We start from the raw sequence: 13,611 nt of genomic DNA on the forward strand, positions 1-13,611 counted from the left end.
CCCGGCCTTCTGACGTCCAGCAGGCACAAAACCTATATTCCATCGCCTAGCACTCGCCACCACACGCTTGTGTGAATGTACGCTCCCCCAACAACCATATTTGTTCGGCTGACTCAGCGCCCACATGCCTGAACAATATGTAGCCACCACCATTGGGCACATGGTTCTTGATTTCGTAATCACGCCAGCCCGCCATCGCTTGGCCACAAATGTCTTTAGGCTTGCGCTCGATCAGCCAGGCGACGGCATTGATGAATTGCCCATGCGAAAACACTGCGATGTCTTGGGCAGGATGCTCTGCAAGTCGGGTCAGGAAGGCCTGCGCTCTTGCCATAAATCCTGAAAAAGATTCGGCGCCTGCTCCATCCGTAAACGCCGGGTCTGACCTGGACCAATAGGCTTCAACCCAATCCCGCCTCTGAGCAACGGTCGTGTTGGCACATCGCGCGGGTTCGAGGTAGGTAAACTCCTGGATGGGCCAAGTTTCAAGCGGGGTGGCGGGAAAAGTAGCTGCGGTCGCCATGGCGGTTGCCTGCGCTCGGGAAAACGGCGAGGCGACAATCAAATCCGGCGCATGAGTGAATGATCGGGCCACTGACTGCGCTTGCTCTACCCCCTTCAACGTGAGAGGAATAGTCGCGTGATCCACACTGGCTTCGCCTGCGTTGGCAGCGCTTTGTCCGTGACGAATTAGTCTGACCTGCTTCATTAATCAGAGACTCGCGTGAGGGGTAGAGGCTGGCCCATTCAAGCGTACGCCCCCATCTGGCAAAACCCGTCAGCATCAGGGGGCACACAGGCGGTTGATTACCACTCACGCGGCGCAATCAGCTCCTCAATGTCCGCGTCGGTGAAACCATAAGCGTCTGCTATCCGTACGAAATCATCGGCAATGGTTTCGCGGGCGACGGTTTCGATCTCACTGCCGTTCTCTTCGAACACCTCCTCCAGCTCGTTGATTTGCTCTGTCGCTTTGTGAGTCAGGGCATACAGCGCGTCGAGGTCAGAAGGCTTTTGCTGCTCGATTTCGTGACACAGGTTGACCAGCACGTTTTCGCACATTTTCACAACGGCATCAGGGAAATACTCGTCCTGATACATACCTTTCAGGAAGGTGTGTTTGGCCATGGTTTCATTGGTCAACTGCATGGGTTTCCCTCGTCGATGTACAGTGGGCGCTCAGTGAGTCCAATTGAGGTGACAATCGGAGGTGTATTACAAAGATTATTGTCCACTCTGATTAACTCAGACAACCTAAAAAGTTGAAGCAGGCATACGAGCGTCGGCTAAACCTCTGACCGAGGCTTCCGCGCCATGAATTTCGACAGCAACCAGGCCAGCATAGAAATCAACAACAAAGAAACAATGAGCACCACACCAACTATCATATCCTCGGCCTCTTCGAGGCCATTAACATTAAGAACATGGTGCAATTTCATATACATTGCATCACCCACCGAGGTTTCTAATAAGAATTTAACCAGCCCGCTGACAATCGCAACTCGTGCCAGAAAGCAAGCAACCGCTAATACAGCAAGCGCTTTCAAAATACTTCTAATCACCCGCATCTCACTTCCTCAAATCCATCGTATAAAGACTTCCATGGTATTTCCACTCGCCCCGAAGTGAGTGAGATCAATGATTCCCGCCGTCAAGATTGCTCCACAGACTCCATATCAATCCATATGTCGAGCTCAGGTATATCGTACAAAATCGTTAAGCACAGCAGAGTGCTAAGGATAGCTGCTTCTTACATGGAAAAGACTCACGAACGCATAGGCACCGAAACAACCTGAAAACCTTCGCGCCCCCAATCCGCCTCAAGCTCCCCCCACCTCCGTCGATACCCTCCATACAACCCCGCAATCATGGATCGATGAAATGGTTATCTCACTAACCCCCGGCAACAACACGTCTCCCACCATCACCCTGCCCAATTCCGGCATCACGCTCACCCCGCAGCCGCTCACCGATGCGCAGAAAGAAGCGTTTAAGAACGCTGCTGCCAGTACACCCGCTGTCGTTTATCACCCGAGTACCGAAGTGCCTGCGACCACTGAGCCGATGGAAGCGGTTGATACCTGGATAGGCCGCTCGCAGTCGCCTGATTTCCCGAAGATGGCGGCGCAGCACAGTAACTCGACGGAGGCGCTGAAGACGTCGTATGAAGCGTTCACGTCGACGCTGGCGTCGGTGTATCCGGACCTGGCGAGCAAGAAGTTCGGCTTCACGATCGAGGCGGACGGTAATCTGAAGGCGATCAACAGTTCCGGTGAGTTGAGCGAGGCGGATACCAAGCAACTCAATACATTGTTGAATGCGTCCAGCGGGCTGAAAGCCGCTGCGGCTACCTATCGGGAGACGGCCATTGATCTGGTCGACGCCGATTCGCCCTGGAGCGGCAGTTATCTGGGTCGCTACAACCTGAACAAGGAGAACTTCGCCAATTCTCTGGACTTGGGCGCGCTGTTTATTCCCAAGACGTCGACGCCATCGAAAGATCAGATCGACGGCATGTTCTTCAATCAGTTGGCGTACAAAGGTGAGCTGCACACCCAGGAATCGGAGGCGGCCATGCTCGCTGCACGTGCGGCGGAGAAAGCTGCCTCTGCGGGTTGATCCCAACCCGTCAGCACATCGGCAAACGTTGCGGGCGGAGGTAGTAGTTGTCGAACTCGCCGCTCTCAACGAGCTGAAACCCGTGGCGAGCGTAGAAGCGGTTGGAGTCGCTTTCTTTCAGGGCGCCCACTCGTACTGTGGATGCGGTTGCGTCCGCTTGTGCGAACACTTGCCGAAGCACGGCAGCACCAATGCCCTGCCCTTGAACAGCCGGCTTGATATACAAGTGATCCAGCAGCAGGCCGTCGCTGCTCGGTTTGACGACCACAAAGCCGACCTTGCTGCCGGCAACCTGAATGTAGTGTGTGCATGACGCAGAAAACCCTTCACGAAAACGCTCTCGGGCGCGCACCGGATCGAACCGGCCAACGCGCTCGAGGCTTTCGCGCATGGCTTCGATACGTATGGCCACCAAGGTTTCGAAGTCTTCGGGCTGGACCGTTACCAGGGTGATGTCGGGCTCGGTGTTGCGGGTCAACGGCATTCGGGTCGCTCCCTGTTTATCGGGCAATATCACTTGGGCTGGTGATCTTTGGCAACAAGATAACGCCCGGTCGGCCTCTGCGTCAGACGTTCGAAGTGCCTGCTTGCAGCGCTCGCGCCAACCACTCCTCCCGCGTCATCTCCCAAATTTCCACCTCGAACCGTCCGCCTACAAACTCCCCCTCCTGCGTGCTCACTTTGCGCATGCCTTCGCTGATCGAGATGCGCCGCGAGGCTTCATTGGGGGCGGCTTTGGGCACTTGCATCAGGGGCATGCCCATCACGTCGAACCACTGTCGATTGATCACGCGGCAGGCCTCTTTCATGTAGCCGCGGCCTTGCCAGTCCGGGTGCAGCCAGAAGCCGCGGTTGTTGCCGGGGTGGGTCATCAGGGTGATGCTGCCGATGATGTTGTGGGGCGAGCTCTGCAGGCGGATCATCCAGTGCCATTCGGTGCCGTTTGCTATGGCGGGCAGTGCGACGTCCTGGATGTAGCGCAGCGCACCGTCCTGTGGATAAGGCCACGGGACGCGGTTGTTCAGGTAGCGCACGATGTCCCATAGCGGAAAGCGTTGCTGAACCGCAGGCGCATCCTCGAGCTGCAGTGGCGTCAGCAGCAGACGTTCGGCGTGCAGCGTGGGGGTAATGGTCATGACGATGTCCCTGTTCGTCGAAACGTGCTCACTGGATGAACGGTCCCGTATGCCGGGGATTTAAGTCGAACTGCTGAAGGCAGGTGTGGGTCTATCCAGCACCTTTTATACATCGGTAACACCAGTGCCCAGAATCATAACGGATGAAACACCCGCGAAAGTCGTGGATGAGCAGCAGGTCAAATTGTTTGGCTCGCCCAAGGAACGGCTGGACTTTTATCGACGCGAAATCCATTACGAAACCACCAATCTTTCCAACCGCACCAACGCCTATTTGTCGGCGCAGTCATTTCTGGTGATCGCTTACGCGTCGTCGATGGCCAACATGAACACGGCCTGGGGCGCGATGTTCACGCTGGTGGTGCCGCCGATGCTGGCTTTGCTGGGGCTGCTCAGTACGCTGTTCGCCTGGCCGGGTATTCGGGCGGCGTGCGACATCATCCAGCACTGGCATCACAAACAGGCGCAACTGCTGCTCAGCGAGCCGGTCATCGGGCTGACCTATGACGATTCGCCATTGTTCAGCGATTGGGAATCCAGCGAAACCGGGCCGAAAAAGTCCTTGCTGTTCTCCAAGCGCAGTCCTTGGCTGTTCAGCTTTTTCTGGGTATTCCTCGGCGGGTTCGCAGTGTTTGTTCAGTTGGTCGCGGACTGAGTCGGGCGACGGCCTTTGCCAGGCCGCCGCACTCAGATCAGAAAACGTTGATCGGGTAGTCCACGAAGATACGTGTCTCGTTGCCTTCGCTGTTGTAGGCCTGTGCGTCGTCTGAGACCCGCAGGAACGAGTTTCGCAGGCGGATCGATAGGTCTTTGGCCGGCCCGCTCTGGACCACGTAGGTCAGCTGGCTGAATATCTCGCGCTCAGTACCGTCGCCACTGCCTGCGGTGCCATCGTCGATGTTGTCGCCGCGTACGTAGGCAGCCTTGTAGCTCAGGCCAGGCAGGACCAGCCCGGACAGGTCCACGCCATAAGCCGCCTGCCACGAGCGTTCGTCCTTGCCGTTGAAGTCGGACCAATAGGAGTTGGCGAGGTAGATGGTGTTACCGCCATCACCAAAACCACCGTCGTTGCGATAGCCTCCGTAGGCGTAACCCATGTCACCGGTGCTGCGCTGATGCGCCAGGGTGAAGGAGTGGATGCCCACAGCCCAGGTCGCGGCCAGGCTCCAGATTTTGTTGTCACGTGCGTCGCTGGCAGTGAAGTCTTTATCCAGTCGGGTCTTGTAGCCGTTGAAGTCGAAGGTCAGCGACTGGTCTTGCGGCAGGGCGAAGACGTAGTTCAGGTGCAGGTACTGCTTCTTGAACACGTCTTCGTTGTCGGAGGCGTAGAAAGCGGCGCTGAACTCATCGGTGAATTTGTAGCTGGCGCCGTAGACGTTGATGCTTTTCAAGTCACCACTGTCGCGACCTTCGGCGCTCTTGCGCGCTTCCTGGGTGAAACGCCCGGCGACCACTTCCAGCCCATCAATCTCTTTGGAGGTGATCAGGGTGCCGGTGTAGCTTTCCGGCAACAGACGGGAGTTGTCGTAGTTCAGCACCGGCAATTGCGGCATCTGATCGCCGTACTTGATGACGGTATTCGAGAAGCGTGCTTTTACCGCAGCGCCGGCACGAGACAGGTCATCGGCAGCCGCGCCGCTGTCGCCCTGCTTGAAGAAGTCGATGCCGCCATTGCCACTGCGGCCCTTTCCGCCATCGAGGCGAATACCGTACAGCGCAAAGGCGTCGACGCCCACGCCAACCGTGCCCTGAGTGAAACCGGACGCGAAGGTACCCATGAAGGCCTGGCCCCATTCGGATTTGTCTTCACGGTCGTTTTTGTAGTCGCGATTGATGTAGGCGTTACGCAGGTTGACGTTCAGGCTGCTGTCTTCAACGAAGCCCTTCGAATCGGCTTGGCCCTGAGCCACGGCCTGACCGGCGCTGATGATGCCCAAAGCGAGCATACCCATACGTGTGTTAAGCATCTTGTCTTCCTTGTTCTGCAAATGACATGCGCTGTGGCGGCGGCCAATGGCCGTCCTGGCTTCCCGCCTCTGATCAGGCGGTGGAGAGCCGCACGAGGTCATCGCAGCGGACTACGAAGCACGTACAGGGAGTGGAGCCACAGGCAGTGGGGCGCGAATCCTAGTTCGGGTGCCTGGGGGTGTCAAACGTGTGGATGGTCGGGGCCAGGTCTGGTGTATTGCTTAATCTGTCAGCACACGCGCCAACGCTTCGAATTCGGCATCGTTGAACAGGCCTGCCGGATAGCGCTTCAGCAGCATGGCGCGTACGTCCGGTCTGGCTTTCACGGGCCTGGTCGTCCTCAACCAATCCGCCACTCGCTGGCGTGCCTCATTACTGAGCGAAGCAGAAAAACCACGAACTCGCTGTTGGTTCATACCTGCATTCATAACCAAAACCTCTTGATTCGTGAGGGGCTAAATCTACTGGTGCCATGTGACAGTCAAGCTAAGGAAACGGAGTTTCGCCAGTGGAATTTAGGAAAACTGCCGATAAATCTGATGAACTTAGTTATAACGTAACGCATAAAAAAGCCCATCTGATGATGGGCTTAATACAGCAAAAACGGGACCAACTATCCAGTCGTTAGATACAACTAGTTACTAAGCACTAGCGGTTGTGAGGCGCTGGCTGTTGCTGTGTCAGGCAGTGGATATTGCCCCCACCCAGCAGCAACTCACGGCCCGGTGCCATTACGACCTCATGCTCCGGAAACAGCTTTTGCAGGATCTCGCGGGCCTTTCCGTCCATCGGATCGTCGAAACTCGGCGCAATGATGCCGCCGTTGACGATCAGAAAGTTCACATACGACCCGGCCAGACGCACCGAAGGATTGCGCTCCTGGCTGCCATGCACCTGATCTACGCCTGCGCATTCTTCTTCTGTTGCGAACAATGGGCCCGGAATCGGCATTTTATGCACGATAAACGCACGACCCTTGGCATCCAGGGTGTTTTCCAAAATACTCAATGCCGCGTGGCAGCGTGAGTAGTTGGGGTCTTCGGGATCATCGGTCCAGGCCAGTAACACCTCGCCCGGACGGATGTAGCAGCAGAAGTTATCCACATGCCCGTCGGTTTCGTCGTTGAACAGGCCGTCCGGCAACCAGATGACTTTATCCACAGCCAGGTAATCGCCGAGGATCGTTTCGATCTGTTCGCGGGTCAGATGCGGATTGCGGTTGCGATTGAGCAGGCACTCTTCGGTGGTGATCAGCGTGCCCTCGCCATCCACATGGATCGAGCCGCCTTCGAGCACGAAGCCTTCGGTGACATAACGCGGGCAGCGCTCGATTTCGAGTACCTTGCTGCCCAGCTGGGAATCGAGGTTCCACGGCGCATAAAGGCCGCCATCGAAGCCGCCCCAGGCATTGAATTCCCAGTTCACGCCACGCACTTCGCCACGGTCGTTGATGACGAAGGTCGGCCCGCTGTCGCGCACCCAGGCGTCGTTGCTGCTCATTTCCACAACGCGGATGTTCGGCATGTCCAGCCGCGCACGGGCGTTGTCGTATTGTGCAGCGGACACCGCCACCGTGACCGGCTCAAAGCGGGCGATGGCCTTGGCGATGGCGACGTGAGCAGCCTGCGCGGGCTTGCCACCCAGGCGCCAGTTGTCCGGGCGCTCGGGCCAGACCATCCAGACTTGGGTTTGCGGTGCCCATTCGGCCGGCATATGAAAACCGTCGGCGCGTGGCGTGCTATTGAGCGTGGTCATGGCGATCAGGACTCCAGCGAACCGTCGAGGGTCTTCACCGCGCCGTACAGGTTCGGACGGCGATCACGGAACGTGCCCCAGGCACTGCGGATGTGCTCCAGCTCGTCCAGGTCGAAGCTGTGAACCAGCACGCCTTCTTCGGTTTCGTTGAGCTCGGCGACTTTTTCACCGAACTGGTTGGCGATGAACGACGAGCCGTAGAAGGTGATGTCGTAGCCGTCCTGCCCTTCGTTGCCGATGCGGTTGCTGGCGATCAGCGGCATCAGGTTCGCACCGGCGTGACCTTGCTGCACGCGCTGCCAATGGTCGCGCGAGCTGATGGTCTTGTCGTGCGGCTCGCTGCCGATGGCAGTCGGGTAGAACAGAATTTCCGCGCCCTGCAACGCCATGCTGCGCGCGCACTCCGGGAACCACTGATCCCAGCAGATACCGACGCCGATTTTCGCGTAACGGGTCTGCCAGACCTTGAAGCCGGTATCGCCCGGGTTGAAGTAGTACTTTTCGTGGTAGCCGGGGCCGTCCGGGATGTGGCTCTTGCGGTAGATGCCCAGGTTGCTGCCGTCTGCGTCGATGATCGCGATGCTGTTGAAACGCGCACGCCCTGCCAGCTCGAAGAAGCTGATCGGCAAGACGACCTGCAGTTCTTTGGCGATTTTCTGGAAGTGCTTGATTGCGACGTTGGATTCGAGGGTAGTCGCCAACTGCAGATAGTCCGGGTTCGGCTTCTGGCAGAAGTACGGGGTTTCGAACAGTTCCTGGATCAGAATGATCTGGGCGCCCTTGGCGGCAGCTTCACGTACCAGCTTTTCAGCGGTCTCGATGTTGGCTTCCAGATCCCAGGAGCAGGCCATCTGGGTAGCAGCGACAGAAACGATACGGCTCATGAAAATATCTCCAGGGGCGGTTGCAAAGGACTTATCACCATAGCAGACAGGCGATGACGATTATGAACGCCTTTATAGCGGATATAAATCGGTATTAAAAGCAAAAAAAATGTTTGGAGCGCATTAATTTTCGAATTTTACCGATATTAATCTGTTTAATACCCATGACGGGGCTCATTTCTACGAGCTGGGTGTGACGCGGAGGCCCCTTTCGCGAACAAGCGAAGCGTCGCCCGGTTCGCTCCTACGGCCTTCGGCCAGAATCAAAAGCAGATCCGGGTATGACGATAATGTCCGGCCAACCCCTATCGTACTCATGCTCCGCGTGGGTATGCCGTTCTGGACGCTCTGCGTCCTCTATTCCAGTTCGTGGAGCACCTTCGATACGTTGTCGACGAAAAAGTCCACGCTTCGCCGGGTGGTGCACATCGGGGGTTTGATTTTCAGGATGTTCAGGTAGTCGCCGGTCGGCTGCATGAAGATGCCCAGTTCACGCAGGCGCTCGCACAGGCGGGCGGTTTCTTCTGTAGCGGGTTCCAGGGTGTGGCGGTCGCGGACCAGTTCCATGCCCAGATAAAACCCCATGCCGTGCACCGCGCCCACCAGCGGATGCTTGTCGGCCAGGGCCTGCAGCCGCGCCTTGAAGTGATCACCCACAATTCGCGCGTTGTCCCAGAGTTTTTCCTCCTCCATGACATCCAGCACCGCCATGCCGATCCGACAACTGACGGGGCTGCCACCGGATGACGAGAAGAAATAACCCTCGGCCTCCAGCGCTTCGGCGATCTCGCGGCGGGTGATCACCGCGCCTAGCGGATGGCCGTTGCCCATGCCTTTGGCCATGCTGATGATGTCCGGCACCACGCCCTGCTCTTCGAAGCCCCAAAAGTAATGACCCAGCCGGCCATAACCCACCTGCACCTCATCGGCAATGCACACGCCACCCACAGCGCGGACCTTCTGATACACCTGTTGCAGATACCCCGGCGGCAAGGAAATCCCGCCCGCATTGCCATACACCGGCTCGCAGATGAAACCCGCCACCTGCCGTTGCTGCTCAGCCAGCGTGGCAAGGGCCTGATCGACACTGCGCAGGTACTCCGGCGCACTGTCCGCGCCCCTGAAAGGCCCGCGATAGGTGTTGGGCGCGGTGACCGGATGCACCCAGTCCGGGCGGGTGCTGAGTGCCTGCGGGTTGTCGGCGATCGAGGTTGAAATAGCATCGGTCGCCACCGACCAGCCGTGATACGCCTCCAGCACACTGAGCATATCGCGGCCACCGTTGTAAGCCCACGCCAGCCTGATCGCGAGGTCGTTGGCCTCGGTGCCGCTGTTGACCAGAAACACGCGGTCCATGCCCTCGGGCGCCAGCTTGAGCAGGCGCTCGGAAAACTCGGCGATCGCTGCATAGTGAAAGCGCGAGTTGGTGTTGAGCAGCGACCACTGCCGCGCCGCCTCGTGGGCCATGCGCGGATGGCCATGACCGAGAACCGCGACGTTATTGAGCATGTCCAGATAGGAGCGGCCCTGCATGTCGATCAGGTGATTGCGCCAGCCCCGCTCGATCTGCGGCGGGGCCTGGTAGTAGTGCTTTTGCGAGCGGGCAAAGCTGGCATCACGGCGCGCCAGTAATTGCGCGGCGTCTTGCAACGCTGGCGCGTCACAATCAAAACCCAGCAGCGCCGACGGCGACGGGCACACTGCACGCCAGACATCTGCCCAGGCCGGTGTAGTGAACAGCGGCGGGCTGAGGTCTGGCTCGGTGCACAATTGCAGCAACAGCGAACCACCGCCCTGCCCGATCAACGTGCTCGCCGCCACCTGACCCGCTAGCGAAGCCTCCGGCAACACACCCCACAGCTTCAAACTGATGCGCTCGCCGACCAACAGCACCGCAGCATCGGCCGTCAGCCGCAAGGTGCCATCGAACGGCGCATGCAGAGGCGTTGCTGCGGGCACATGCAGTTCGACGTGCAGCGCAAAGGTCTCCGGCTCGCTGGCGCAATCAGGCAAGGTGCGTGACAGACGGTATTCACCGAACCGACTGGCCGCCAGCCCATTGTCCCCGGCCGCTTGCGACAGCAGATATTCATCGATGCCGCTCTGCTCCCAGTTGCCTGCCACGAAGTGTTCGCTGAGCACGCCCAGATCCACCAGCACCGGCTGAAACCCCGAAAGGCTAGGCAACAACGGCGAATAGGCAGGTTGTTCGGCAGGCGGCAGGTCCAGACCCACCGCGCGCAGAATCGCAGCTTCCATCAGCGCCATCGGCACCGAAGTGGCGACATCGAAGATGTTCCATTCACCGGCAAGGTTGGCCTGGATATACGCATTGCCAGGCTCGACGCTGGCCTGTTGTTCGCTGCTGAGCACAAGCACTGCGGATCGAGCGACGATCAGCGGCCAGAGCGCCTGCAATTCCTCGATCTTCAGCGGATTGAGGGCGTGATAGGCGGCAATGGCCGGGAGGATGTACAGCGGATCGCCCTCGGCATGGTGCAGCAGCGCCGCGCAGGTCACCGACAGGTCAGCCACTCGCCAGGTACTGAGCAGATCGCCGAAATCAATCAGCCCCTGCAAGTGCCACGGGTGCCCCGCCTCGCGCCGCCAGACCGCGTTGTGCTCGGAGATGTCCAGATGCACCGCCTGTATCGGCAGTGCCGCAATCAATGGCAACAGACGGCGATGAGCCTGCTCGCCCGCTTCGATCAGACAAGCGCGGGCGTCGGCATCCTTGATCACCGGCAGCAGGTGCTTGATCAATGCGTGGGCGTGGCGCGGGTCCCACTGCAGGATGCGCTGCAGACCGGGGTGGTCGAAATCGGCCAGCGCGATATCCACATGGGCACACAGCTCGCCCAACTCGACCACGATGTCACGCCCCAGATGCTCGACATGCCCCAGCGATTGCCCGTCGATGAACTCCAGCAGGCGTACATGCACCGCCTGCCCGTCGATGTCGACCGACAGTAACTGTTCGGTGCCATTGGCGCGGATCACGCCCGGCACCTTGAATGCACTGTGGCCGGCCAGATGATGCAGCGCAGCGTGTTGAGCGTTCAGCTCGGTGGTCGAATACGCCCCGTGGCAGATTTTCAGCACATAACGCCGCGTGCCGGTATCCAGCAGAAAGTTGCGATCCTGCTGGCTGCCCAACGCTTTCAGCGTGCCGCTCAGCCCGTAGTGCTCAGAGAGCAATTGCAAAGCCTGGTCCACGCTGACCTCGGGGCAAGGCAGACTGGATCGGCGGATAAGCGTGGCAAGCGGCATAAAGAACCTCGTTCTTGTTGTCAGGCCCAGGCTCGTCGAGCAAGGCGTGAGGGGCAGTCGCGCAACTATAGGGGCATTGACTATAGGGGGATTGTGCTGCGCGACCAATCCGCACCTGCACCCGGCGCGTAAACTACCCGGAGTTTTATTCGACCTGCTGCTCGGGTTTAATGGTCCGATCATGCCATACGCCCTCAAGCGCTATGCTGCATTACTCCAGAACACACAAGAAGGTCAGTTCATGCGAATACTCGTTACCGGAGGCGCAGGTTTCATCGGCTCTGCACTGATCCGCCACCTGATAAACAACACCGAACACGAAGTGCTGAACTTCGACAAATTGACCTACGCGGGCAACCTTGAATCGCTGCAGTCGATTGCGACCGACACCCGCTATGAGTTCGTGCAGGCGGATATCTGCGATCAGGCCCGCGTCAGTGCGGTGCTTGAGCGCTTTGCGCCTCAGGCGATCATGCACCTGGCGGCTGAATCCCACGTCGACCGCTCCATCGATGGCCCGGCCGAGTTCATCCAGACCAACATCGTCGGCACTTACAGCCTGCTGGAAGCCACACGCGCCTGGTGGCTGAAACTGCCGGAAGCGCAGCGCCAAGCGTTCCGTTTTCACCATATTTCCACTGATGAAGTGTATGGCGACTTGCACGGTGTCGATGATCTGTTCACCGAAACCACGCCCTATGCGCCCAGCTCACCCTACTCGGCGAGCAAGGCTGCGTCCGACCATCTGGTGCGCGCCTGGCACCGCACCTATGGCCTGCCGGTGGTGGTGACCAACTGCTCCAACAACTACGGGCCGTTCCACTTCCCGGAAAAGCTCATCCCGCTGGTGATTCTCAACGCCCTGGCGGGCAAGCCGCTGCCGGTATATGGCAATGGCCTGCAGGTGCGCGACTGGCTGTACGTCGAGGATCACGCGCGGGCCCTGCTCAAGGTGGTGACCGAAGGTGAGGTCGGCGAGACCTACAACATCGGTGGCCACAACGAGCAGAAAAACATCGACGTTGTGCGCGGTATCTGCGCGCTGCTCGATGAGCTCGCCCCGCAGCACCCGGCAGGCGTCGCTCAGTACAGCGACCTGATCACCTACGTGGTCGACCGTCCGGGCCACGATCAGCGTTACGCCATCGACGCCAGCAAGATCGACAAGGAGCTCGACTGGACGCCCGAAGAAACCTTCGAGTCCGGGCTGCGCAAGACTGTGCAGTGGTACCTGGATAACCTGGACTGGTGCCGCAGGGTTCAGGACGGCAGTTATCAGGGCGAACGACTGGGCTTTACCGAGCCTAAAGACCTGATTGCCTGATCAGCACCCTTCTCGGCAGGCGCGCCTCAGGGCAGACTGTCGAGTCGCCACGACTTATTCAACATTGCAGGGGAAGCCACGTGAACGTAGTCGTAACAAAATTGCCGGAAGTCCTGATTCTCGAACCCAAGGTATTCGGTGATGAGCGAGGCTTTTTCTATGAAAGTTTCAACGCCAAGGCTTTTCAGGCGGCCACCGGTCTAACCCGTGAATTCGTGCAGGACAACCACTCCCGCTCGCAGCGCGGCGTCCTGCGCGGGCTGCATTATCAGATCGAAAATGCCCAGGGCAAACTGGTGCGCGTCACGGTCGGCAAGGTGCTGGATGTGGCCGTGGACATTCGCCGCAGCTCGCCGAACTTCGGCCAGTGGGTCGGCGTCGAGCTGTCCGCTGAAAACGCCCGTCAGCTGTGGGTTCCGGAAGGCTTTGCCCATGGTTTCGTGGTACTCAGCGAACACGCCGAGTTCCTATACAAGACCACCGACTACTACACGCCTTCGGCCGAACGCTGCATCGCCTGGGACGATGCGGATCTGGCCATCGACTGGCAGTTCGACGGCCAGCCCAACCTGTCGGCCAAGGATCAGCAAGGCAAGCGCCTGAAAGAAGCCGACCTGTTTCCCTGAACCCGCCACCAAAGGCCGCCCGGCGCAAT

At 58.8% G+C, this 13,611-nt stretch carries 13 protein-coding genes; 4 read left to right on the forward strand and 9 right to left on the reverse strand.

Annotation, left to right across the window (positions count from 1 at the left end; translation table 11 throughout):
• Nucleotides 1-46 precede the first annotated feature (46 nt).
• The 3 genes from JOE39_RS18550 to JOE39_RS18560 form a co-directional block, all read right to left on the reverse strand.
• Nucleotides 47-709, reverse strand: a complete 663-nt coding sequence (locus JOE39_RS18550; RefSeq protein ID WP_210078499.1) for a histidine phosphatase family protein — start codon at nucleotides 707-709, stop codon at nucleotides 47-49.
• Between the two features lie 98 nt (nucleotides 710-807).
• On the reverse strand, nucleotides 808-1,149 hold the full coding sequence (locus tag JOE39_RS18555; protein WP_210078497.1) for a DUF5713 family protein: 342 nt from the start codon (nucleotides 1,147-1,149) through the stop codon (nucleotides 808-810).
• A 137-nt stretch (nucleotides 1,150-1,286) separates the two neighbouring features.
• A complete protein-coding gene (locus JOE39_RS18560) occupies nucleotides 1,287-1,568 on the reverse strand; it encodes a hypothetical protein (protein WP_210078495.1) in 282 nt (93 codons plus the stop codon).
• A 313-nt stretch (nucleotides 1,569-1,881) separates the two neighbouring features.
• Here JOE39_RS18560 and JOE39_RS18565 point away from each other — a divergent pair, with 313 nt between their 5' ends.
• Nucleotides 1,882-2,619 (forward strand): hypothetical protein, encoded by a 738-nt coding sequence (locus JOE39_RS18565; RefSeq protein WP_017278317.1) that lies wholly within the window; start codon nucleotides 1,882-1,884, stop codon nucleotides 2,617-2,619.
• Between the two features lie 10 nt (nucleotides 2,620-2,629).
• On the opposite strand, the gene JOE39_RS18570 is transcribed toward JOE39_RS18565, so the two are convergent.
• Both JOE39_RS18570 and JOE39_RS18575 read right to left on the reverse strand, forming a co-directional pair.
• Nucleotides 2,630-3,103, reverse strand: coding sequence for a GNAT family N-acetyltransferase (locus JOE39_RS18570; protein ID WP_210078493.1), 474 nt, complete (start codon nucleotides 3,101-3,103; stop codon nucleotides 2,630-2,632).
• Between the two features lie 82 nt (nucleotides 3,104-3,185).
• Nucleotides 3,186-3,755 (reverse strand): GNAT family N-acetyltransferase, encoded by a 570-nt coding sequence (locus JOE39_RS18575; protein WP_210078491.1) that lies wholly within the window; start codon nucleotides 3,753-3,755, stop codon nucleotides 3,186-3,188.
• A gap of 124 nt (nucleotides 3,756-3,879) precedes the next feature.
• Here JOE39_RS18575 and JOE39_RS18580 point away from each other — a divergent pair, with 124 nt between their 5' ends.
• The gene (locus tag JOE39_RS18580; RefSeq protein WP_003427268.1) at nucleotides 3,880-4,410 is read left to right on the forward strand and encodes a hypothetical protein; all 531 of its coding nucleotides are present in this window, start codon (nucleotides 3,880-3,882) and stop codon (nucleotides 4,408-4,410) included.
• Nucleotides 4,411-4,447: 37 nt separating this feature from the next.
• Here the strand turns inward: JOE39_RS18580 and JOE39_RS18585 are convergent, their stop codons facing one another.
• The 4 genes from JOE39_RS18585 to JOE39_RS18605 form a co-directional block, all read right to left on the reverse strand.
• Nucleotides 4,448-5,722, reverse strand: a complete 1,275-nt coding sequence (locus tag JOE39_RS18585; protein ID WP_210078489.1) for an OprD family porin — start codon at nucleotides 5,720-5,722, stop codon at nucleotides 4,448-4,450.
• A gap of 649 nt (nucleotides 5,723-6,371) precedes the next feature.
• Complete coding sequence (gene aguA / locus JOE39_RS18595; RefSeq protein WP_003394293.1) at nucleotides 6,372-7,478, reverse strand: agmatine deiminase; 1,107 nt, start codon at nucleotides 7,476-7,478, stop codon at nucleotides 6,372-6,374.
• Between the two features lie 5 nt (nucleotides 7,479-7,483).
• Nucleotides 7,484-8,362 carry an N-carbamoylputrescine amidase gene (gene aguB, locus JOE39_RS18600; protein ID WP_210078488.1) on the reverse strand — a complete coding sequence of 293 codons (879 nt, stop codon included), beginning with the start codon at nucleotides 8,360-8,362 and terminating at the stop codon, nucleotides 7,484-7,486.
• A gap of 357 nt (nucleotides 8,363-8,719) precedes the next feature.
• A complete protein-coding gene (locus tag JOE39_RS18605) occupies nucleotides 8,720-11,632 on the reverse strand; it encodes an aminotransferase (protein ID WP_210078486.1) in 2,913 nt (970 codons plus the stop codon).
• A 241-nt stretch (nucleotides 11,633-11,873) separates the two neighbouring features.
• On the opposite strand from JOE39_RS18605, the gene rfbB reads away from it, so the two are divergent.
• Nucleotides 11,874-12,956: a dTDP-glucose 4,6-dehydratase gene (gene rfbB / locus JOE39_RS18610; RefSeq protein WP_003394287.1), complete on the forward strand. Its 1,083-nt coding sequence runs from the start codon at nucleotides 11,874-11,876 to the stop codon at nucleotides 12,954-12,956.
• An 80-nt stretch (nucleotides 12,957-13,036) separates the two neighbouring features.
• The gene (gene rfbC / locus JOE39_RS18615; RefSeq protein ID WP_210078484.1) at nucleotides 13,037-13,582 is read left to right on the forward strand and encodes a dTDP-4-dehydrorhamnose 3,5-epimerase; all 546 of its coding nucleotides are present in this window, start codon (nucleotides 13,037-13,039) and stop codon (nucleotides 13,580-13,582) included.
• Nucleotides 13,583-13,611: the final 29 nt, after the last annotated feature.

Origin of the sequence: Pseudomonas sp. PvP100 (assembly GCF_017833055.1) — a bacterium.
In the GTDB taxonomy this organism is placed as follows: domain Bacteria; phylum Pseudomonadota; class Gammaproteobacteria; order Pseudomonadales; family Pseudomonadaceae; genus Aquipseudomonas; species Aquipseudomonas syringae.

What these genes read in the sequence shown, in the direction of transcription:
- JOE39_RS18550 (WP_210078499.1), bottom strand. Translation starts at nt 709, where the DNA reads ATGAAGCAGGTCAGACTAATTCGTCACGGACAAAGCGCTGCCAACGCA.
- JOE39_RS18555 (WP_210078497.1), bottom strand. Translation starts at nt 1,149, where the DNA reads ATGCAGTTGACCAATGAAACCATGGCCAAACACACCTTCCTGAAAGGT.
- JOE39_RS18560 (WP_210078495.1), bottom strand. Translation starts at nt 1,568, where the DNA reads ATGCGGGTGATTAGAAGTATTTTGAAAGCGCTTGCTGTATTAGCGGTT.
- JOE39_RS18565 (WP_017278317.1), top strand. Translation starts at nt 1,882, where the DNA reads ATGGTTATCTCACTAACCCCCGGCAACAACACGTCTCCCACCATCACC.
- JOE39_RS18570 (WP_210078493.1), bottom strand. Translation starts at nt 3,103, where the DNA reads ATGCCGTTGACCCGCAACACCGAGCCCGACATCACCCTGGTAACGGTC.
- JOE39_RS18575 (WP_210078491.1), bottom strand. Translation starts at nt 3,755, where the DNA reads ATGACCATTACCCCCACGCTGCACGCCGAACGTCTGCTGCTGACGCCA.
- JOE39_RS18585 (WP_210078489.1), bottom strand. Translation starts at nt 5,722, where the DNA reads ATGCTTAACACACGTATGGGTATGCTCGCTTTGGGCATCATCAGCGCC.
- aguA (WP_003394293.1), bottom strand. Translation starts at nt 7,478, where the DNA reads ATGACCACGCTCAATAGCACGCCACGCGCCGACGGTTTTCATATGCCG.
- aguB (WP_210078488.1), bottom strand. Translation starts at nt 8,362, where the DNA reads ATGAGCCGTATCGTTTCTGTCGCTGCTACCCAGATGGCCTGCTCCTGG.
- JOE39_RS18605 (WP_210078486.1), bottom strand. Translation starts at nt 11,632, where the DNA reads ATGCCGCTTGCCACGCTTATCCGCCGATCCAGTCTGCCTTGCCCCGAG.
- rfbB (WP_003394287.1), top strand. Translation starts at nt 11,874, where the DNA reads ATGCGAATACTCGTTACCGGAGGCGCAGGTTTCATCGGCTCTGCACTG.